Genomic DNA, 18,228 nt, shown 5'->3' on the forward strand with positions numbered 1-18,228 from the left:
CGTGTACTCACCCGTGGAGGCAACGTGTGAGTGAGGCTGCGGCAGTCTTGAACCTCGGTCACTTCCGTCCCTCCGCAACAGCGCGCAGCGACGGCCCGCGAGGGTGGTGACGCGCGACCGCTGCGGTTCTCAATGACTTCAAGTGGACCGCCAACCTCGGCGCCGCCCGGCAGTTCTTCGAGCGCGGGGGCCACCTCACGGTCCCGCGTAGGCACGTGGAGACCGTGCTTGCCGAGGACGGCGGGGAGCTCCAGTTCCGTCTGGGGGCGTGGGTCAACAACCAGCGGAACAGGGCCGCCGCGCTGTCCCCGGAGCGGGTGGAGCAGCTGTCCAAGGTCGGGATGCGGTGGTCCTGATGATGGCCGTCGTCACCGCGGCCGCCGGGCTCGCGACCGGCTACCTGTTCGGACGGCTGCGCCCCTTGTGGCGTACGGCGACTGGGCGGCCGACCAGGTCCGCTTCGCCGGGGCGTGGGTCCGGGGCGGCGCGGGACGGTAGGGAGCCTCTACGCTTCGACCTGGGCAGCACGGACCACGGCTGCGAAAGCGGACCAGCCCAGGCGCTCGCGGGCCTGCCACAGGTAGACGCCGAGCAGGTCGGCTTCCTCGCCCGGTGTGTTCATCGCCCTCCCCGTACCGCAGGCCCACACGACATGACCCCCGGGCGCGTAGGAACGCGCTGGGCGCAGCCCGCCGCACCGAGGACGCCGGACTACCCCGGATGCAGGGAATCCAACTCGTCGAGAAAGTCGTTGCTTTTGAGTCCGTCGGAGATCGTCGGGTGATCGTGGCCCGGCCGGTCGGGGTGACGCCGACCGGCCGCACAAAGCACCCGCCGATCCCCCGAGTTCGCTGGAAGCTCCAACCGCCAGGAAGCGCAGACCATCGCCGGCTCGCGCACGGGAGTAAGCGCCCCTTGCGAAAACGGCCCGGGACTCCCCTGGGCGTGGGTCTCCACGTGGGCCGGGAGTGGCCTCGCGGCCTAAGTAGTGCCAGCATCCGCGGCGGGTGGTCACCGATGCGGAAGGAGGAGAGATACATGCGCATCTGTGCACCGTAGCGTCGCCCGATCCGGGCCGAGGCAGCGTAATCGTCATGCAGCAGCCCTTCCCCTGCGCCGACGGGCCCCGGAGGCCCGTCGTGCAACCCGCGCTCTTGTCCGTCGACGGGTCGAGGCGGCGTGAGTGCGGCCGCACGTCTCCGACCCCTGGAAATCCGCTGCCTCGGCCACTGACCCGGAGCCGATCCCGCGATACTGGTGAGTGGCGAACGCGGCCCTCCCGACATTCGCACCAGGCAGCGTTGGCAGCCATGGCGTCGCGGAAGGTGCGACCGGCCCAGCTCATCCCGCGGGTCGAGGTCTCGTCCGGGAGGGGTGTCCTCCTACTCGTTGTCGAACCAGCGGCGGGGTGCGCCTCCTTCGTGATGCAGCCCCTCGTGGCCGCGCGGCAGAGCGCAGAAGAAGTTGCCCTGCGGGTCGGTGTCCCAACTGTCCGGCCCACTCGCGCCACAGCGGATCGGAAGAGTCGTGGGCTCCGCAGTCTGTATGTCGGGGGAGAACCCTGTATCGGTTTGGCCCTCGGAGCCGGAGTTGTGCTGGTTCTGATTTGTCATCATGCCCCCATCGTCCTACAAGCCAATGGGCTGGGTCGCTCGCGGCTACTGGCCTTGAGGGCGGGGCCAGGGCTCAACTCGCCCTCCACAGCACTTCCAGTGCGGTCCCGGTGGAGACGCTGTCGCGGGCCCGCTCAGCGATCCGGGCATCCGCCAGAGCCCGCGGATCCCGGGCCACGTGGCGCTCGATCACAGCCCAGCCAGGTGTCCCGTCGGGGGCGGGCAGCACCACGATGTGGTGTCGGCACGACCTGTGATCAGGACAGCGAGCAGGGACAGGTACTCGCGTTGCAGGTGAGAGCCGCGGACCGCGCCGTCCGGGCCCGCCGGCAGGGCGGGTTGCGCATCGGCCAGCAGTTGGCAGGTGGCGTCCGCGGCGCGGATCACCGTCTCGAAATCAGCCGAGCCCAGGCGTGCCAGGGCCGCCCGTAGATATTCGCCGAGCACGTCCGTGTCATCACCATGTGTCTTCATCCCCGGCCCCCTACCCACGCTCGGGTCTCCACTCGGTGGGTGGTGCACGCACTGGTGCGGCCGGCGCGCGGGAGTGGTGCGCACCGGATGGAATCGGTGCGTGGAGTGGGCCGGGTGGAGGCACCGTGTTTCTCCTTGACACGCGCCGAGGTCAAGGAGAGACGCACCCGGTTGTCCTCTGACAGGTGGTCTTGACCGATTGACAGGCAAGTTTGACCGGTCAGCTGTTTGCGGCACCACGACGGATGCACGTGCCGCGGCGGAAGAGCTCGTCATCGCACGAAGTCGCTGACGCAGTTGCCGGTGCAGTCGCCAAGCGAGCTCAAGATCATCCCTAGGGCGAGGATCGCCAGGATAATCCACGCAATGTGGGCGAACGAATTGTCTTTTCCATACGGGGGTTCCGGTGTTCCGCCCCGCGGAACCTCCTTGTGGCTCTCGGGCTCGCCACCGGCGCCGTCGTGTCCCTCGTCCACCATCGTGTCATCCCCCGTCGCGGTGCGTCCTCCCATGGCACGGCGTCAGGTCTCGTCCGTCAAGGCATGCGGTGGATCCCTTCCGAACTTGACGGCGCCCGGAGACGTCGCGGTCCGTGCGGCCCTGGCCGCCCGGTTGGCTTCGTTCACGTGTTGTGAAGTCCGTTGTTCACGGATTTAGAAGGCACCCGGCCGGTGCCGACGTCGATGTTCATGAGAAATGGTTCTGGCTCAAGTTCCGCGGTCCGTGACTGTGTGTCACCAATTAGATCTCGAAGAGGGCTTCCTCTTGTGGCGGGATCGGAGGGTCAAGGACGTCGCGGAGGCGGGTGATGTCCTGGCGCCACTTCGACCCGTTCGTAGCTTCGGCCCACAGCTCGGCGAGTTCAGACCGGTTGGAGACCACTTGGTCCAGGGCGTCGACGGCGAGCAATCGAAGGTCTGCAGGCAACTCCGGTAGCGGCTCTGATGGGCCGTAGTTCGAACACGCCGGATCGCCGTCAGGATGCTGGGCGACGACCAGGGCCGCCGCGGCCACTGCACGCTCGCCGTCGTAGATTCCCAGGAAGTCCGCAGGCCCGGCGGCACGCTTGAGCACGCCGCGGATCATGGCTTCGCGTTCTTCCAGTGCTACCTCGTCCAGGTCACCGGCGAAGTCGGCGGCGGTGTCGTTATCGAAGGGGCCGATGTCCCAGGTGCCCATGTCTCTCCTCGCGTGGCCGTCTGGGGATCCTCGCACTGGCCACCGACAGCGAGGTCAGGAGGCCAGTAGTACCCGCTTGCGCAGGAGCTTGAAGCAAGCGCGTCCGTACATCTGCCGCTTGATCATTTTGATGCGGTTGACGTGGCCTTCCACGATGCCTGAGCTCCAAGGCAGGGTCAGGCCGGCGGTGACGGCTGCGAGGTCGCGTTCGAGGCCGTTGATGAAGGTGTGCAGGCTGGGTAGGTCGTCGGCTCGGACCGCCGCGATCCATTCTGGGAGCCGTTCTCCCTGGAGCTGGGTGAGCATCTGCCCGAAGGAGCGGACGTGCCCAGCGAGGGCGTCCAGTTCGGGGCAGCCAGCCAGCACGGACTTGAGCTTCAGTCGCTCCTTCTCCGGAAGCGCGTCGGGGTGGGTCAAGATCCAGCTGGCAACAGTCCTGGGAGATGGCGGCCGACCCCCTGGCACCGCGTCCCGGAAAGGACGAAGGTATGCGCGGACGGCCCCGTATCCACCTGCGTATCCATGCGTCTGAATCTCCTTTCAGAGGGTCCAGGCGTTCGTGCAGCCCCCGGCCCACCGCTCGTGCAAGTACGACTTGAAGTCGTCGAGCTTCGTCCTGCGGTTCTGCCACTGCCCTTGGAAGAGGTCTTCCGGGGTCGCCGCATCGGCCAGACGCTGCACGGTTCGGTAGGTCATCCGGAGTTCGCGGGGCGACCGCCCGCCGACTGTGTCCTTCGCCGAGCATCCCGTGGACGATGGCGTGCTTCTCGCGTGTTCGGTCGGCGAATCGGTGCCTCTTCGGCCAGGGCGACGCGCCAGCTTCAGGAGCTGGTGGCGTCGTGACGCTCTCGGATCCGGGCACCGCGAATGGTGTTCGCAGGCAGGTCCGATGGCGCGATACGCATCGCTCGGTGGCTTCGCCGAGGTTGCGCCAGAGATGGAAACGGTCTGCGACCTGCACCGCGGTGGGTGCCCCAGTGCTGGCGCCTTCGGCGAAGAAGGGGGCACGGTCGCGGCAGACCACCTCAATCCTGGGACACTCAGCAAGCCAGGCGACGACGGTGGTTGCCTCGCGGTCCGGCAACAGATCCACAGGCCTGCGGGCTTCGACATCAACCAGCACAGTCCCGTAGACACGGCCCTTGCGCATCGCGTACTCGTCGATGCCACCACCCGCGGGACCGACGGCTGAGGGTCAGGCATCGAATCAACCAGCCGAAGTACCGTGCTGCGGCTGACGGAGATGCCGAAGACGTCCGCAAGGCGGGCGCCGGCGCGGCCGGCCAATGCGAGGCCCACCTCGGCCAGGACCGAACGCAGCCGGTCAGTCCGCTGAGCGTGACGGCGGGTCAGCCCGGGAACCTGCTCAACGAAGGTCTGCCGTCCGCAAGAGGTGTCCGCGCAGGTGAACCGGCGGACCTGCAGGCGCAGTACTACACGCCTCCCAGCGCTGGGTAGATCAGCGGGAAACCGCAGGTTTGGACCGATGACACCGATTCGACCATCTTCCGCAGCCTGGACACTCGACACCGGCAGACTTGCGCGTGACGCCGATCCAGAACACCTCGCCGTCGTCCTCCGCTGACATCACCGCGACTTCAGGGTCCGACAGGAACAGGAACTCTTCCAGCCGGAGCAGCACTTCCTTCACGGCCCCGAACTCTCAGGCACAGCACGGCAGCCATAGGGCACTTTCGGACGATCGGGTGAGGGCCACTAAGAAGATCAACAGTCACAGAGCGTGGATGCTCCACAGAAGTTGAGCCAGAACCCGAGAAACGGGAGGCACTCGCTGTCAGCGGCGGAACTGCGCGCCCCTGGCGAGGCGTCCGTCGCTACGTGGATTTCGAACAGACGACTCGGTGCAAGGCCGTCACCGGAGTCGCAGGGTGCCTCATCGCCGTGCTCGGCGCCATGGCGGGCTCCGCGGTCTGGCTCCCGTACGGTCGCAGGGGCCTCTTCGGCGACTTCGAAGGCGAGACCAATCAGGACCTGCTCTGGCTGGGCCTGCCGATCCTGGTGCTAGCCGGGACAACCGCCGCCTTGGCCGTGTTTGCCGCCGTACGGGGCCGGTGGCGGTCCGCCCTCGTCCTCGCGGCGGCCTTAGCGGGGCTCGCCGCCCTCGGATACGGCTTCGACGTCCTGGCCGGTCCGCAGGCGACACGACACTGCGCGCCGTCCTGCTGATCCCGACCTGGCCCGTCGTGTTCGGCGGCGCCCCCTCCCCTCTCCAACAACGGCTCCTTCAAGCCGGAACCACGTGGACTGTTTGCGAACTCGTGCGCCGTGTCCGCCCCGGTCCGGATACGAACGTCCTTTTTGAGGGGCGAGGCACTGCCCGTTCTCGTCTGCGATGTGAACAGAGCCATGCGGGCGTCACTCGCAGAATCTGCGAGTAATCGCAGGGGCGACGGCGCCGACGCGGCAGCCGAGTCGGCACTGCTCCACTTCTCCAGCCCACGGGACGCTGCCACCATCGCCGCGTTCCTCCGCACCCGCGTCTACCGACCCGAATCCCTGGTGTGGCTGGAGGGCTACCAGGCCCTGCAGCGCTGGCGGGCGGAAAACGAGATCACCGGCGTCCACGCCGGCCCTATGACGTAGAGACCGAGGTCGGCGTCACGAAGGACTTCCCGCTGGGGCGGTGGGTGCACCAGTAACGCAAGAACCTGCGGGGCGGGGAGCTCGAAGACCGACGCAAGGCCCTCCTGGACGCCGCGGAGGCCGGCATGGTCTGGGAGCCCGGCGAGGAAGCATGGGAAGCCAAGCTCGCCGCCCTCCGCTCCTACCGGCGGGCCGCCGGTAGGAGCACCCCGACAGGACGCCATCTGGGGCGAAGGCAACGAGTTGGTGCCCATCGGACAGCACATGGCCAACCTCCGCCGCAAAGGCACCAAGAACGGCCTCGGCAAAGATCCGGAGCGGGCCGCCGAGCGCGCGGCGCAGCTGACCGCGATCGACTAAGACTGGAACTGCCCCTGACCGCTGGACTGGCAGCGCCAGTACCGCGTCCTGGCCGAACTGGTCGACGCGACGGCGTCCTGCCCGACATCGCGCCGGGCATCGTCTTCGACGGCGACGACATCTGCAAGTGGCTCCAACAGCAGAAGCAACTGCACACCTGGGCGCGGCTCCTGCCCGAGCAGCAGGCACGGCTGACCGCGCTGGGCATCCAGGCCCCCTTCTCCCGCGCCCGCAGTCGCGCGCACGGCGAAGGGGGGCCTAGCAAGGCGCAGCAAGCCTTCCAGCGAGGGCTGACAGCCCTCGGACAGTGGGTGGAACGGGAAGGCGCCCACCGGCCGGTCCCCCGCGGCCACAGCGAGGAGATCGTGGTCGAGGGCGAGGCTGAGCCGGTCGTCGTAAAGCTCGGCGTGTGAATCTCCAACACTAAGAGCCGGCGCGACAAACTCACCTCCGATCAGCTCGCCGCCCTCGCGAAGCTGGGCGTCGACTGGGCGTGACACCCCACTCGGCAGCCAGCCGGGCAAGGTCACCGAGCGGGATGGGACTGTCGGCGAACTGCGCAGGCCGGCTCCCGAACGTGTCCGTCATCGCGGTCCCATGAGTCTCGCGCGATATCTACAGAGCGAATCTACCAATCGCAGCTTCGCCATGCACAAGGCCACGGGCCATCACCCCTGTACTGGGTGACGGCCCGTGGCCTTGTCGGTGTCCTCTGATGGATACGGGGCGATTGTCACTAGTCAGGCGGGAAAGCTTGCGCCTGAAATACCGAAGATCACCTTTCAACAGTCAGAAGTATGGTCTCAGTGGACCACGGAACTACGATTTCCCCGCTTCAAGGAGAGGCCACTTCCAGGACCCTGACACTTTCGATCCTCGACTCCTCCAGAAACTGGGCAAGGACCTGACGTATGTCATCTCCATTTGAATCATCGGCGCGAGTGTAGAGACTATAGCCGTGCACAGCCTGCCCATCGACTGTAGTGAGAGAGACATCGACACCCGATTCCAAACGCCACGCAAAAGTTCGACGGTGACCGAGATCCCACTCCTCGTCAAATTCTTCTTCATTCCCCCAATCGCAGGACAGTTCCTCCGTCGCGAAATCGAGGAATGCTATGTAGACAGCCCTCCTACCGCCTCGCATTTCCATCACCGGGATCCTTTTCATTTGCGTTACCTCACCTCCGTAACAAACACCGGAATTACTGCCCAGTCATCATTCTGCCATCTCAAATATGCCACCCCTGGAGTTCGCCCTTCTTCCCAGGCTGCAATGTTCGTCATGGTTCGCGCCTTAGGAGCGACGGATGTGTAAAACTCAAAACTTCCGGCTGCCGCATCGTCCGTAATTGGCCCCCAATAGGCTTGCACCGTGGCATCCCCACCGCCTGCAATCCCTTTTGGCACCCTGCCACGGAGCTCGCCTGACTCTACGATCATGTCCGTGTGGGCGGAGGTTTGCGTCCCACTGCGGCAAGGGCGCGGGCGTGGCCGGGGTCGGCGATGGCCGCGGGGATTCGGTTGGCCAGCAGGTCGGCAACGGCTTGGGGGTTGCCGACGAGGCTGCCAGCGAGGGTGTCGCACTTCGTAGCCTCTCGCATCGCACCCAGTCATCCTTCGCACTCGCTTTTGCATCACTCACAGATCGACCCAGAAGCAGCCCTGGGGAGTTCCTGGGGGAATAGATGCGGGCGATCTCGTCACCTTGCCCCCGACAGGCCCCTGACCAGCCCTTATATGGCGTCGACAGGCTCTGGGGGGAATCTGGGGAGAATCGACCGGCAGCCTGCGCCCTCGCGTCTGCCGCAACGGGCCCGTCCGGGTTCACGGCCGGAGAGGAAGGCTCGTCGCCACACTCCTCGCCCTTGGGCACGTGTTCGTCGCAGAGCGGGTACTGGACACTCACAGTGAACGGATCCGCAGCCTTACGGGGATCACGGCCGACGCCCGCGGGGATCAGCCTGGGCGAGGCCTACACAGCCGCACGCCACAACATGGGCCATGCGCAGGCCGAGCTGGAGCGCCTCATCCGCCTGCGCCTCGAGGACCGAACTCGCCCACCATGTCATCAGCGGCAAGTGAGCCCGACCCTGGCCAGGCCAGGCCAGGCCAGGCCAGGCAGGAGCATGCAGCCCTCGCGAAGAAGGGCAAGCGGCGGCGCATGGTCGCAACCTACGTGCTGCGCGACGTCGTACCCAGCAGGTGCAGTCCACCCAGTGGCCGCCCTCGCCAGTGGCCCGCCTCGGGGTCGCCGCAGACGGCCAGGATGGCGGCGGTGTCATCGGGCTCGACTTCGCGTAGCGCCAGGCGGGGGCCGGCCAGGCTGACTGGGGTGATGCCTTCGGAGCCTACCTGCGGGGGCACCGGGCGAGGACTGACGTCGCGACGCTAGGATATGGATATGGTTTCCATTACCAATAAGTGATGGCCAGAGAGAGGCAGGAATCACTCATGTCCGCACACTGCCAACTGACCGGCGCCAAGCCAGGGTTCGGCAACAGCATCTCCCACTCGCACCGGCGCACGTCACGTCGCTTCGACCCGAACATTCAGAACAAGCGCTTCTGGCTGCCCAGCGAGGGCCGCAATGTCCGCCTGACCCTGAGCACCAAGGGAATCAAGACGGTCGACGTCATCGGCATCGAGGCCGCCGTGGCCCGGATCCGGGCGCGAGGAGTGAAGGTCTGATGGCGAAGAAGAGTAAGATCGCCCAGAACGAGAAGCGCAAGCACATCGTCGAGCGGTACGCCGCACGGCGGGCCGCATTGAAGGAGATCATCCGGCGCCCTTCGTCCACTGAGGACGAGCGCCGGAACGCACTGGCGGAACTGCGCCGACAGCCGCGTAACGCCAGCGCCACCCGCGTACGCAATCGCGACAGCGTCGACGGCCGCCCTCGCGGCTACTTGCGCAAGTTCGGACTCTCCCGCGTACGCGCCCGGCAGCAGGCGCACGCCGGCTTCCTCCCCGGCGTGACCAAGTCCTCGTGGTAGCCCCACCCGGATGACACTCCGCCGGCGACGTACCCCGCCATGAGATCCGGTGGGGTACGTCGACCTGTGCGGACGTTGGTTCAGCTGCCGTTCAAACCGGGGCCGCTGCGCAGCCGGCGCAGGTGCCGAAGACTTCCACGGCATGGGCGAAGCCGACGAAGCCATGTGTGGCCGCGATCGCCGCAGCCCACTTCTCGACGGCCGGACCGTCGACCTCCAGCGCCCTGCCGCACGAGCGGCAAACCAGATGGCGATGATGATCACCGCTGGAACAGCGCCGGCAGACGGCCTCGCCGTCGCCGGTGCGGAGCACGTCGACTCCACCCGCTTCCGCCAGGTGCTGGAGGGCGCGGTAGACGGTGGTCAGACCCACGGAGTCGCCTCGACGCTTGAGCACATCATGCCGTTGCTGCGCACTCCGGAACCCGTCGACGTCATCGAGCGCCGCCACGACGGCGGCCCTCTGCCAGGTCGACCGTTGCCGGACTGGCGCACCACTCGTCTCGCCAGGCGCAGCCGCCACCGCCACCGCTTCCTCCTCCTTGGGCACGCAGGTTCGTTGCGTCAGGCTACGGACCCTACGCCCGCACCCCCGCAAACCATGACAGATGCCACGGCAATTCCCCTGGCTCAGTGGTCGGGAAGAGGCGGCCTCGCGAGGTCCGCCGCGTGCGCGAGTTCGGTCCCGCCGGGGCCGAACCGACGCCATTGACGGCCGCAGCGTGCCCCGCCCCCCTCTCACGCTCGCCCCGCGGCCGGAAGCGCCGCGCCACCCCAGTGCGGCAAGGACGACCGCCGCATCCTCAGCGTTTTCAACGATGGAAGTGGCACACGATCGCGCGCGATGCCCCGCGGCGCCAAGGGGGGCTCCAACGGGCCTCGCGCGCGGCCGCATTGAGCCAGAGGTCCCGGCCGCACACGCCGGCCGCATAGGTCTCGGCCCCCCAGCCGCTCCCCTTGGCAACACCCTCACCTCAGCCGCACGGGAGGCCACGACCCCGCAACGCCGCACGCCGGCCTGCTGGTTCCCGGACGGCTACCACCCTGGATTGAAAATGGTCGTCGTTTTCATGTAGCTTTCCGTCGCACGCCCTCGACACCTCAGGAGATCCCGATGGCAGTCCCCAAACGGAAGATGTCCCGCAGCAACACCCGCCACCGCCGGGCCCAATGGAAGGTCACGACCCCGCAGCTCGTCCCGATCACGGTCGACGGCTCCGTGTACCAGGTCCCCCAGCGCCTGGCGAAGGCCTACGAGCGCGGCCTTCTGCGCCCCGAAGGCTGAGCCGGATGACTGGCACGAAGCCTGCCGCGCTGCCCGTCACCGTCTTGTCCGGCTTTCTCGGGGCCGGCAAGACCACGCTGCTCAACCACATGCTCGGCAACCGCGAGGGCCTGCGGGTCGCGGTCATCGTCAACGACATGAGCGAGGTCAACATCGACGCCGCCCTCGTGCGCGGCGGAGAGGCGGCACTGTCGCGGACCGAGGAACGACTGGTCGAGATGACCAACGGGTGCATCTGCTGCACCCTGCGCGACGATCTGCTGGAGGAAGTCGACCGGCTGGCCCGCGAGGGACGCTTCGACTACCTGCTCATCGAGTCCAGCGGGATTTCCGAGCCGATGCCGGTGGCGGCCACGTTCTCGTTCCCGCGCGACGACGGCGCCACCCTGGGCGACCTGGCCCGTCTCGACACGATGGTCACCGTCGTGGACGCGGCGAACTTCCTGCCGGAGCTCGCCGGCGGCGATGAGCTCACCGCCCGCGGGCTCGATCAGTACGAGGACGACGAGCGCACCGTCAGCGATCTCCTCATGGACCAGATCGAGTTCGCGGACGTCATCGTCCTCAACAAGCTCGACCTGGTCGGGCCGGACGACCTCGCCCGGTTTCGTGCGACGCTCGCGCGGCTCAACCCGGAGGCGAGGATCGTTCCCGTCGTCCGCGGGCAGGTGGCTCTTGAGCAGGTGCTGGGCACGGGCCTGTTCGATGTCGAGCGGGCCCAGCAGGCCCCGGGCTGGGTCAAGGAACTGAACGGCGACCACGTCCCGGAGACCGAAGAGTACGGAATCTCCTCGCTCGTGTTCCGCTCCGACCTGCCGTTCCACCCCGGCCGACTGTGGACCTTCGTCACCAAGGGGCTCGACAGCGGGACGTTCGGACAGATCCTGCGCTCCAAGGGCTTCTTCTGGCTGGCCAGCCGCCCCCGCGTGACCGGCCTCTGGTCTCAGGCCGGCGCCGTCGCCCGCTTCGAGCCCTCGGGCGCCCGCGGGCCGGACACCACTGAGGGCCAGGAGCTCGTGTTCATCGGCACGGGCCTGCGCGCCGACGCACTGCGGGCGGCCCTAGAAGCCTGCCTGCTCTCCCCGGGCGAGGCCGTGCCCGCCGTGGACGACTTCCCGAAGTGGGAGACGTACGGAATCGACGACGTTTGCGAGCACGAATCCGCCGCCCCTCAGGCGACCTGAAACTCCGGGCCGGACGGTGGTCGCAGCCACGGCACCGTCCGACCCGGCCTTCCATGGACACATCGCTTTCGGGTTCCACGCTCCTCCCCCAGGAGAGAGCCGGAGTGGTTATTGAAAATGATTCCCATTCCCGTATAGTGTCGCCATGGCACGCAACGAAGTACGTCCGATCATCAAGCTCCGCTCCACCGCCGGCACTGGTTACACGTACGTCACCCGCAAGAACCGGCGCAACGACCCGGACCGCATGGTGTTGCGCAAGTTCGACCCGGTCGTCCGCCGGCACGTCGACTTCCGCGAAGAGCGCTGAACAATCCCCCTCCAGAGAGAGCGACCCCATGAAGCCTGGAATCCACCCCGCCTACGGACCCGTCGTCTTCCGCGACAAGGCCGCCGACTTCGCCTTCCTCACCCGCTCGACCGCCACCAGTGACAAGACGGTCGCGTGGGAAGACGGCAACACCTACCCCGTCATCGACGTCGAGATCTCCTCGCAGAGCCACCCCTTCTACACCGGCACCGCGCGGGTCCTGGACACCGCCGGCCGCGTCGAGCGCTTCGAGCGCCGCTACGGAGGGCCCAAGTGACCCTCCCGGTAGTGATAGTCGGAGGCATGCACGCCGACGCGCGCAAGGAGACCGTCGAGCACCTGCTGCGCGCCGTGCCGGGCAGCATCGCCCTGCACCACGACCTGTCCTCCGCTGCCGGCGGTATGGTGCTCCGCACGCTGCGCGATTCCGGGGGCGCGATCTCCGCCGACGAGACGCCGCTGTTCAACGACTGTGCATGCTGCGCATTGCGCGAGGACCTCGTCCCCGAGCTGGAGCGGCTGGCCGCCGGCGGGCTGACCCGCCTGGCCGTGGTGGAACTCTGGGACTCGGTCGAACCCCGGGCGATGGCCGAGGTCGTGGCCGCCCATGCCGGTGAAGTGCTGGAACTCACCAACGTGATCACCGCCGTTGACCCCGCGCTCGTCCTGCCCTGTCTCGGCAACGGGGACGACCTCAGCGAGGCCGGACTCGCCGCGGCGACCACCGACCAGCGGACCGTCGGGGACACCTGGGCCCGTCAGCTCGAATACGCGCCGGTCCTCGCGATCGCCGACAGCGAGGAGGCCGACGACGAGGACCGCGCCCTGCTCGCCCAGCTGCACCCGACGGCCGTCCAGGTGCCCGCCGGCTCCAGCGAACTCACCCGCCTGGCGTTCGCCGGCTTCGACGTGGAGAGCGCCGCGGCCGCCCAGCATCCCGCCTGCGCGCTCCTCCCCCAGGAGGCCGACGAAGCCGGAGTCGCCACGCTCGTCTGGCAGCGCCGCCGGCCCTTCCACCCCGAGCGGCTCTACGAGGCCTTGGAGGACCTGACCTGCGCCGCTGCCCGCAGCCGCGGCCGGTTCTGGCTCGCGGACCGGCCCGACACCCTCTTGGCGTGGGACGCGGCCGGTGGCGCGCTGTGCGTGGAGAGCGCCGGCCCCTGGCTGGCCTCGCTCCCCGACGCCGCCTGGGACCTGGTCCCCGCCATGCGTCAGGCCGCGGCCGCACTCGACTGGGACCCCGAACACGGCGACTGCTGCCAGCACCTCGTCTTCACCTCACCGGGCCTGGACCGCGACGGGATCGAACAGCTCCTGGACTCCTGCCTACTGACCGAAGCCGAGTACACGGCCGGGCGGGAAGGCTGGAAGCAACTCCCCGCCGCCTTCGGCCCGTTGCTCGACTCGGTCTCCTGACCGACCGCCCCCTTCACGCCCCACACCCCTGAGGAACACCGATGGCCCGCCGCCCCTCCCCGAGCAAGCCCCTGAAGTCCCGCCCCAACCCTCTGGACACGGCAGGAATCACGTACATCGATTACAAGGACACCGACCTGCTCCGCAAGTTCATCTCCGACCGGGGCAAGATCCGCAGCCGCCGCGTCAGCCGCGTCACCGCCCAGCAGCAGCGTCGGCTCGCCCTGGCCATCAAGAACGCCCGCGAGATGGCCCTGCTCCCGTACGCGGGCCGCTGACTGCCCTACGGCTCGGGCTCGTCATCGGCTCGCCCTGCCGGATCCCGGTGGGCTACGCGGCCCTCCTCCAGCGGGGCCCGCCGCAGGACGTCCTCACCCACGCGGGGCAGGTGCGGAGTGTGGTTGACCAGGCGAGCGGAGTTGCCCACCACGACGATGCTGCTGGTGTTGTGCAGCAGGGCCGCGAGGACGGGCTTCATCGAACCGCCGGCACCCGCGACCAGGCCGAGGAGATTGACCCCTGCGGGAAGACGAAGAGTGCCCACGAACGGCGCCGGTGATCCCGCCGAAGGAACAAGCCCCGCATTGCACGCTCTGGGCTCCAGATTGTGCTGCTGAAGAACGCGGGCTGCAGTCCGGTTTCCTGCGGACTTAGCGGGTAAAAGCTCATAAAAGTTCACATTATGACTTGCGTCGACTAGCCGGAGGCGTCAGGCATGGATCCATGGCTGATCTGGTTGATCGCCGCCGCGGTCCTGGGCGCGGCGGAGATCGCCACGCTCACCGCCGCACTTGGATTGCTCGGCGGCGCGGCGCTGGTCACAGCCGTGTCCGCCGGTTTGGGCCTGCCCCTTCCCTGGCAGTTCCTGGTGTTCGCGGTGGCGTCGACGGTCGGGGTGGTGTTCGTGCGCCCGGCTGCTCTGCGTCGCTTGTCTTCATCGCCGGACGAGCGCTTCGGTGTGGACGCCCTGGTCGGCGCGGGCGCGTTGGTCACGTCGGAGGTGTCGGCGCTGGGGGGCAGAGTTCGAATCGGTGGTGAGGAATGGACCGCGCGCGCCTATGACGAAACGCTGGTGATTCCTCCCGGCGCGACCGTGGATGTCATCGAGATCAAGGGCACCACCGCGCTCGTCTATCCCCGGGAGTGAGCCCATGGAGATCTCCGCCTTCCTCATAGCCGGCCTTCTCGTCGCGGTGCTTGCCGTCCTGACCGTGGTGCGGGCGGTACGCATCGTGCCGCAGGCCCGCGCCCGCAACGTCGAACGGCTCGGCCGGTATCACCGCACTCTCAAGCCCGGGCTCAATGTCGTCATCCCCTTCGTCGACCGTGTCTACCCGGTGATCGACCTGCGTGAGCAGGTCGTCTCCTTCAAGCCCCAACCGGTCATCACTGAGGACAATCTGGTCGTCGAGATCGACACGGTCCTCTACTTCCAGGTGACCGATCCACGCGCGGCGGCTTACGAGATCGCCAACTTCCTCCAGGCAGTGGAACAGCTGACGGTCACCACGCTACGCAACGTCGTCGGGTCCATGGACTTGGAGAAGACCCTCACCTCGCGGGACACGATCAACAATCAGCTCCGCGGTGTCCTGGACGAGGCCACAGGCAAGTGGGGGCTCAGGGTCAACCGGGTGGAGATCAAGGCCATCGACCCGCCGCAGTCCATCAAGGACGCGATGGAGAAGCAGATGCGGGCCGAACGGGACAAGCGGGCCGCGATCCTCGGCGCCGAGGGACAACGCCAGTCCCAGATCCTCACCGCGGAAGGCGACAAGCAATCCGCCGTCCTGCGCGCAGAGGGCAATCGAACCGCCGAGATCCTCAAGGCGGAGGGCCAGTCCCGAGCCATCGACGAGGTGTTCCAGGCCGTCCACCGCAACGACCCCGATCCCCAACTGCTCGCCTACCAGTACCTGCAAATGCTCCCCCAGCTCGCTCAGGGCCCGGGCAACACCTTCTGGGTGATCCCTGGCGAGGTCACTTCCGCACTCCAGAACGTCACCCGCGCCTTCACCGAGGTGCTGCCACGGTCCGCGGCGACCCGGGAGGCACCCTCCGGCGATCTGGCCCTCCAAGCCGCGGACGACGCGGCAAAGGCCGCGGAAGCCGCCGCCGAAGCCCTCGCCGACGCCGCCGAGGCAGATCGTGACGGCAGGACGATCTCAGCACGTCCCGTCGATGCGGGGCACGGTCCGGGGACAGCACAGACGGCCCCGTGATGGTGATCTGTCGTCGTGGTCATTCGCATGGCCGCCTCTGTGGGTCAGGCGCCGACCAGTTCTTCCCGCTCCTCGCGGCCCCTGCCCGACTGCTGGCGCTCGTCCTGCAACCGCTCATCGTTCACTCCGTGATCGCTGGGAATGTTCCACCGCCCCGACCATCACATACCGCATCATGTGATGACGGAAAGTGATTCACTCCTGTCTTGCGACCGGCGGTTCATCGCACCCGCCCCTCCCCCGAAGAAAAACACATGCTTGAGCACCAGCCACGCAGGGTCACACCGAGGTCACCTTCGTCCTGCCCGCCGACACCCCGACCGGGCCGGTCAGCGGCGTCGGAGACCCCGCGCCCCGACGGCACCCGAGCCGTCACGGTCATCCTGCCGCCCAAGGCCGGCCACTCCTTCCGCTACCTGGTGCCGCATCAGGCAATGTTCGCTCCGGCGTGGCGGTGCCGGGATCTTCGCCGTGGGTGATCATGTGGGCGGCGGGCTCCGTCTGCCGGGCCGGAACGCCTCAGTTCGCTCCGCCCTCCCCGGCTGAACGGCGCCGATACTCCTGGTATTTACGCCGATTCGCCTCCAGCGTGGCGTCGACAGCCCTCTTCAACGGGCTGCCTCCGCTGGCCCGCTCCTCCTGGAGAGCTTCCGAGATCTCCGCCTTGCGGCGCCCCTGCGCCGGCGTCGGCTTCACGTCGGCCTCCAGGGGCCGCACAGTTGCCGCCTGGCGCTCCTCGTCCCTCTGCCGCGCCTTGGCCGCTGACCACCACCGGGGGCCGAACTGCGGAAGATCGAGAGCACCGGGGGCGAAGCACCGGACCATTCCCTCATTCTTCATCTGCTCCAGCATCGCCCGAAGGGCAGCCGCCGAGGTCTGCGGTGCATCTCCCCGCAACGCGCACCGGTTCGCGTCGATCGCCAGCGCGATCCGGTCCTCCCCCTCCGGGCCCGGCAGCAGATCCATCACCTCCAGGATCTCTTCCGCGCTCGGCTGATGGGCGTCCTCGTGGCCCAGCCTCCGCCGTCTCACCACCGCCGCCCCTCATTCCTGCCCGGTAGCCGCGACACCGCCCCCAGGCCTCGCGAACATCTCCGATGATGGCGCTGGCCGCCGTACGAAACCAGGCCCGTGCGCTCGTTGGCCTTCAGGGGCGGCATAGAACGTTCGAGGGCGCTCATTGGGCGATTATCGCCAGTGACTACCGACCTCAGCAGGCAGGACCTCACAACAGTGCGAACGTTGCCTGATAAGGCACTAGGCAGTGTCTCTCGTAGCGTGTGGCGACGGCGCGGAAGCCCTTGAGGCGCTTGATGGCGCGCTCGACGGTATTGCGTTTCTCGTATCGCTCGCCGTCGAAGCCGGTGGGCCGGCCGCCGCGTGCACCGCGGTTTCTTGCGGTGTCTTGGCTGGTCAAGGCGTTCGGGGATGCTGTGTCGGATTCCGCGTCGTCGCAGGTAGCGGCGGTTCTTTCACATTCAGGAGATCGAGCGCGGCCCGCGTACGCGCCGGAGTGCCCCATCGGAGCGCGGGTGGAGGCCAAGGCCGCCGAGCCGGCCAGGCTGGGCTGGAGGGGCCGTGAGCGCGGCGACGATCCGCAGCAGTCAGTCCTCGGGAACGCAGTCGGCCCCCTCTCGGTGGTGCGTCGAGGGGGCCGGTGTCGGGTGCTGGGCCGGTCAGATCACGAGGTAGGCGGCCGGGTCGACCACGTGCGGGCCGTATCCGAACGCCGTGCCAAGGCGTTCGAGGCAGCCGTAGTGCGCAGGTGACAGCCGCACGGCGAACCGCATGAGCGCACTGACCAGGAAGCGGAAGGCCAGGTCCGCGCAGACGGTCGTGGCGCACCGCCGCAGCGCGGCCCGGGTGCCGTCAACTGGCGTGTCCCCGTGTTCGTCCTGGTCGAGCAGTTCGACGAGGTCCAGTACTTGTGCCGTCAGCCGTCGGTGCGCGGCTGCCGCGGGTGAGGTGCCGTGGGGCACGCACGCCGGGTAGGTCGTGACGGAGTCGGCGCAGGCGCCGCGGCCGCGCGCGAGGGGCACGGCCCATGCCAGCACCTCGTCCAGCCATTCCCGTTCCTCGCCGCCGATCCCCGGCACGCCGAGCGACACGTCGGTGGCCTGCCACAGCAGGTCGATCTCGGTTCCGCCGAGCCCCGAGTCCCGTAGGCGCAGCAGGTCCTCGATCAGTAGCACGATGGGGGTGGGGTCGCCCTCCGGGAGGTAAAGGCGCGTGAGGTAATCGCGCCTGTCGTCGGCTTGGAGGATCCAGTCGTTGTGGAAGGACGCGCCCAGGGCGGTCACTCCGAAACCGAGGGTCACCCACTCGCGATCTGCCAGATCATGCATCGTTCGGCTCCTTACACGGGGTAGGCGGTCATGACGTAGAAGCTGCCTGGTTCGTGGCCCTTCTTGATGACCAGGACCGCGGTGAAGCTGTTGCTCGTCGTGACATCGCACAGGCGCTGGCACTGCTGGGCGCGGTCGCACAGGACCCGATGGCCGGGTACGCCTGCGACGGTGACGACCACTGGACCCCAGAGCTCGTCCGCGACTGGTAGAGCAGGCGGGGTCGCGTGCGAGTGTGGG

Annotated in this window: 21 protein-coding genes and 4 pseudogenes; 14 read left to right on the top strand and 11 right to left on the bottom strand. The window is 67.9% G+C overall.

Annotation, left to right across the window (positions count from 1 at the left end):
• Positions 1–146: 146 nt before the first annotated feature.
• Positions 147–356, top strand: a pseudogene (locus ACFY0I_RS21000) (helicase associated domain-containing protein); the annotation flags it as partial.
• A gap of 1,446 nt (positions 357–1,802) precedes the next feature.
• Here the strand turns inward: ACFY0I_RS21000 and ACFY0I_RS21005 are convergent.
• The 6 genes and pseudogenes from ACFY0I_RS21005 to ACFY0I_RS21030 form a co-directional block, all read right to left on the bottom strand.
• On the bottom strand, positions 1,803–2,087 hold the full coding sequence (locus ACFY0I_RS21005; RefSeq protein ID WP_388897833.1) for a hypothetical protein: 285 nt from the start codon (positions 2,085–2,087) through the stop codon (positions 1,803–1,805).
• 741 nt (positions 2,088–2,828) lie between these two features.
• Positions 2,829–3,266, bottom strand: coding sequence for a DUF4259 domain-containing protein (locus ACFY0I_RS21010; protein WP_388897836.1), 438 nt, complete (start codon positions 3,264–3,266; stop codon positions 2,829–2,831).
• Between the two features lie 54 nt (positions 3,267–3,320).
• Entirely contained in the window at positions 3,321–3,683 is a 363-nt protein-coding gene (locus ACFY0I_RS21015) for a transposase (protein ID WP_388897839.1), read from the bottom strand.
• A 123-nt stretch (positions 3,684–3,806) separates the two neighbouring features.
• A complete protein-coding gene (locus ACFY0I_RS21020) occupies positions 3,807–3,962 on the bottom strand; it encodes a hypothetical protein (protein ID WP_388897842.1) in 156 nt (51 codons plus the stop codon).
• A gap of 247 nt (positions 3,963–4,209) precedes the next feature.
• A pseudogene (locus ACFY0I_RS21025) lies at positions 4,210–4,416 on the bottom strand (transposase); the annotation flags it as partial.
• Positions 4,417–4,725: 309 nt separating this feature from the next.
• Positions 4,726–4,917: a hypothetical protein gene (locus ACFY0I_RS21030; protein ID WP_388897845.1), complete on the bottom strand. Its 192-nt coding sequence runs from the start codon at positions 4,915–4,917 to the stop codon at positions 4,726–4,728.
• A 188-nt stretch (positions 4,918–5,105) separates the two neighbouring features.
• On the opposite strand from ACFY0I_RS21030, the gene ACFY0I_RS21035 reads away from it, so the two are divergent.
• The 4 genes and pseudogenes from ACFY0I_RS21035 to rpsN all read left to right on the top strand — a co-directional run bounded on the left by ACFY0I_RS21035 (position 5,106) and on the right by rpsN (position 9,226).
• Positions 5,106–5,453, top strand: coding sequence for a hypothetical protein (locus tag ACFY0I_RS21035; protein WP_388897848.1), 348 nt, complete (start codon positions 5,106–5,108; stop codon positions 5,451–5,453).
• A gap of 222 nt (positions 5,454–5,675) precedes the next feature.
• Positions 5,676–6,727: pseudogene (locus ACFY0I_RS21040) on the top strand (helicase associated domain-containing protein); the annotation flags it as partial.
• A 1,957-nt stretch (positions 6,728–8,684) separates the two neighbouring features.
• Positions 8,685–8,921 carry a 50S ribosomal protein L28 gene (gene rpmB, locus ACFY0I_RS21045; RefSeq protein ID WP_388897851.1) on the top strand — a complete coding sequence of 79 codons (237 nt, stop codon included), beginning with the start codon at positions 8,685–8,687 and terminating at the stop codon, positions 8,919–8,921.
• Complete coding sequence (gene rpsN, locus ACFY0I_RS21050) at positions 8,921–9,226, top strand: 30S ribosomal protein S14 (RefSeq protein ID WP_388897854.1); 306 nt, start codon at positions 8,921–8,923, stop codon at positions 9,224–9,226. The genes rpmB and rpsN overlap by 1 nt, the downstream gene beginning before the upstream one ends.
• 91 nt (positions 9,227–9,317) lie before the next feature.
• On the opposite strand, the gene ACFY0I_RS21055 is transcribed toward rpsN, so the two are convergent.
• Positions 9,318–9,749, bottom strand: coding sequence for a Fur family transcriptional regulator (locus ACFY0I_RS21055; RefSeq protein ID WP_388898434.1), 432 nt, complete (start codon positions 9,747–9,749; stop codon positions 9,318–9,320).
• Positions 9,750–10,340: 591 nt separating this feature from the next.
• Here ACFY0I_RS21055 and rpmF point away from each other — a divergent pair.
• The 6 genes from rpmF (at position 10,341) to rpsR (ending at position 13,699) form a co-directional block, all read left to right on the top strand.
• Positions 10,341–10,511 (top strand): 50S ribosomal protein L32, encoded by a 171-nt coding sequence (gene rpmF, locus ACFY0I_RS21060; protein ID WP_388897857.1) that lies wholly within the window; start codon positions 10,341–10,343, stop codon positions 10,509–10,511.
• A 5-nt stretch (positions 10,512–10,516) separates the two neighbouring features.
• Positions 10,517–11,695, top strand: a complete 1,179-nt coding sequence (locus ACFY0I_RS21065; RefSeq protein WP_388897860.1) for a GTP-binding protein — start codon at positions 10,517–10,519, stop codon at positions 11,693–11,695.
• A 145-nt stretch (positions 11,696–11,840) separates the two neighbouring features.
• Positions 11,841–12,005, top strand: a complete 165-nt coding sequence (gene rpmG / locus ACFY0I_RS21070) for a 50S ribosomal protein L33 (RefSeq protein WP_007267663.1) — start codon at positions 11,841–11,843, stop codon at positions 12,003–12,005.
• Positions 12,006–12,033: 28 nt separating this feature from the next.
• Positions 12,034–12,282 (top strand): type B 50S ribosomal protein L31, encoded by a 249-nt coding sequence (locus ACFY0I_RS21075; RefSeq protein ID WP_388897864.1) that lies wholly within the window; start codon positions 12,034–12,036, stop codon positions 12,280–12,282.
• 26 nt (positions 12,283–12,308) lie between these two features.
• Positions 12,309–13,421, top strand: coding sequence for a CobW family GTP-binding protein (locus ACFY0I_RS21080; protein ID WP_388897867.1), 1,113 nt, complete (start codon positions 12,309–12,311; stop codon positions 13,419–13,421).
• A 41-nt stretch (positions 13,422–13,462) separates the two neighbouring features.
• The gene (rpsR, locus tag ACFY0I_RS21085; RefSeq protein WP_388897870.1) at positions 13,463–13,699 is read left to right on the top strand and encodes a 30S ribosomal protein S18; all 237 of its coding nucleotides are present in this window, start codon (positions 13,463–13,465) and stop codon (positions 13,697–13,699) included.
• A gap of 5 nt (positions 13,700–13,704) precedes the next feature.
• Here rpsR and ACFY0I_RS21090 read toward each other — a convergent pair whose 3' ends face one another.
• Positions 13,705–13,965 carry a hypothetical protein gene (locus ACFY0I_RS21090; protein WP_388897872.1) on the bottom strand — a complete coding sequence of 87 codons (261 nt, stop codon included), beginning with the start codon at positions 13,963–13,965 and terminating at the stop codon, positions 13,705–13,707.
• 171 nt (positions 13,966–14,136) lie between these two features.
• On the opposite strand from ACFY0I_RS21090, the gene ACFY0I_RS21095 reads away from it, so the two are divergent.
• Positions 14,137–14,568 carry an NfeD family protein gene (locus ACFY0I_RS21095; RefSeq protein ID WP_388897875.1) on the top strand — a complete coding sequence of 144 codons (432 nt, stop codon included), beginning with the start codon at positions 14,137–14,139 and terminating at the stop codon, positions 14,566–14,568.
• A 4-nt stretch (positions 14,569–14,572) separates the two neighbouring features.
• On the top strand, positions 14,573–15,643 hold the full coding sequence (locus ACFY0I_RS21100) for an SPFH domain-containing protein (protein ID WP_388897877.1): 1,071 nt from the start codon (positions 14,573–14,575) through the stop codon (positions 15,641–15,643).
• A 519-nt stretch (positions 15,644–16,162) separates the two neighbouring features.
• On the opposite strand, the gene ACFY0I_RS21105 is transcribed toward ACFY0I_RS21100, so the two are convergent.
• From ACFY0I_RS21105 to ACFY0I_RS21115, 3 genes and pseudogenes are all read right to left on the bottom strand, one after another.
• Positions 16,163–16,609, bottom strand: a complete 447-nt coding sequence (locus ACFY0I_RS21105) for a hypothetical protein (RefSeq protein WP_388897880.1) — start codon at positions 16,607–16,609, stop codon at positions 16,163–16,165.
• Between the two features lie 259 nt (positions 16,610–16,868).
• A pseudogene (locus ACFY0I_RS21110) lies at positions 16,869–17,115 on the bottom strand (IS5/IS1182 family transposase); the annotation flags it as partial.
• Between the two features lie 204 nt (positions 17,116–17,319).
• Positions 17,320–17,988, bottom strand: coding sequence for a hypothetical protein (locus tag ACFY0I_RS21115; RefSeq protein WP_388897883.1), 669 nt, complete (start codon positions 17,986–17,988; stop codon positions 17,320–17,322).
• Between the two features lie 53 nt (positions 17,989–18,041).
• On the opposite strand from ACFY0I_RS21115, the gene ACFY0I_RS21120 reads away from it, so the two are divergent.
• A complete protein-coding gene (locus ACFY0I_RS21120) occupies positions 18,042–18,200 on the top strand; it encodes a hypothetical protein (RefSeq protein ID WP_388897885.1) in 159 nt (52 codons plus the stop codon).
• Positions 18,201–18,228: the final 28 nt, after the last annotated feature.

It is taken from the genome of Streptomyces sp. NPDC001568, from assembly GCF_042893755.1.
GTDB lineage: Bacteria > Actinomycetota > Actinomycetes > Streptomycetales > Streptomycetaceae > Streptomyces.

Coding starts and splice junctions, on each gene's coding strand:
- ACFY0I_RS21010 (WP_388897836.1), bottom strand. CDS start 3,266: ATGGGCACCTGGGACATCGGCCCCTTCGATAACGACACCGCCGCCGAC.
- ACFY0I_RS21075 (WP_388897864.1), top strand. CDS start 12,034: ATGAAGCCTGGAATCCACCCCGCCTACGGACCCGTCGTCTTCCGCGAC.
- rpmB (WP_388897851.1), top strand. CDS start 8,685: ATGTCCGCACACTGCCAACTGACCGGCGCCAAGCCAGGGTTCGGCAAC.
- ACFY0I_RS21005 (WP_388897833.1), bottom strand. CDS start 2,087: ATGAAGACACATGGTGATGACACGGACGTGCTCGGCGAATATCTACGG.
- rpsR (WP_388897870.1), top strand. CDS start 13,463: ATGGCCCGCCGCCCCTCCCCGAGCAAGCCCCTGAAGTCCCGCCCCAAC.
- ACFY0I_RS21100 (WP_388897877.1), top strand. CDS start 14,573: ATGGAGATCTCCGCCTTCCTCATAGCCGGCCTTCTCGTCGCGGTGCTT.
- rpmG (WP_007267663.1), top strand. CDS start 11,841: ATGGCACGCAACGAAGTACGTCCGATCATCAAGCTCCGCTCCACCGCC.
- ACFY0I_RS21065 (WP_388897860.1), top strand. CDS start 10,517: ATGACTGGCACGAAGCCTGCCGCGCTGCCCGTCACCGTCTTGTCCGGC.
- ACFY0I_RS21095 (WP_388897875.1), top strand. CDS start 14,137: ATGGATCCATGGCTGATCTGGTTGATCGCCGCCGCGGTCCTGGGCGCG.
- ACFY0I_RS21020 (WP_388897842.1), bottom strand. CDS start 3,962: ATGACCTACCGAACCGTGCAGCGTCTGGCCGATGCGGCGACCCCGGAA.
- ACFY0I_RS21105 (WP_388897880.1), bottom strand. CDS start 16,609: ATGGATCTGCTGCCGGGCCCGGAGGGGGAGGACCGGATCGCGCTGGCG.
- ACFY0I_RS21115 (WP_388897883.1), bottom strand. CDS start 17,988: ATGCATGATCTGGCAGATCGCGAGTGGGTGACCCTCGGTTTCGGAGTG.
- ACFY0I_RS21080 (WP_388897867.1), top strand. CDS start 12,309: ATGCACGCCGACGCGCGCAAGGAGACCGTCGAGCACCTGCTGCGCGCC.
- rpsN (WP_388897854.1), top strand. CDS start 8,921: ATGGCGAAGAAGAGTAAGATCGCCCAGAACGAGAAGCGCAAGCACATC.
- rpmF (WP_388897857.1), top strand. CDS start 10,341: ATGGCAGTCCCCAAACGGAAGATGTCCCGCAGCAACACCCGCCACCGC.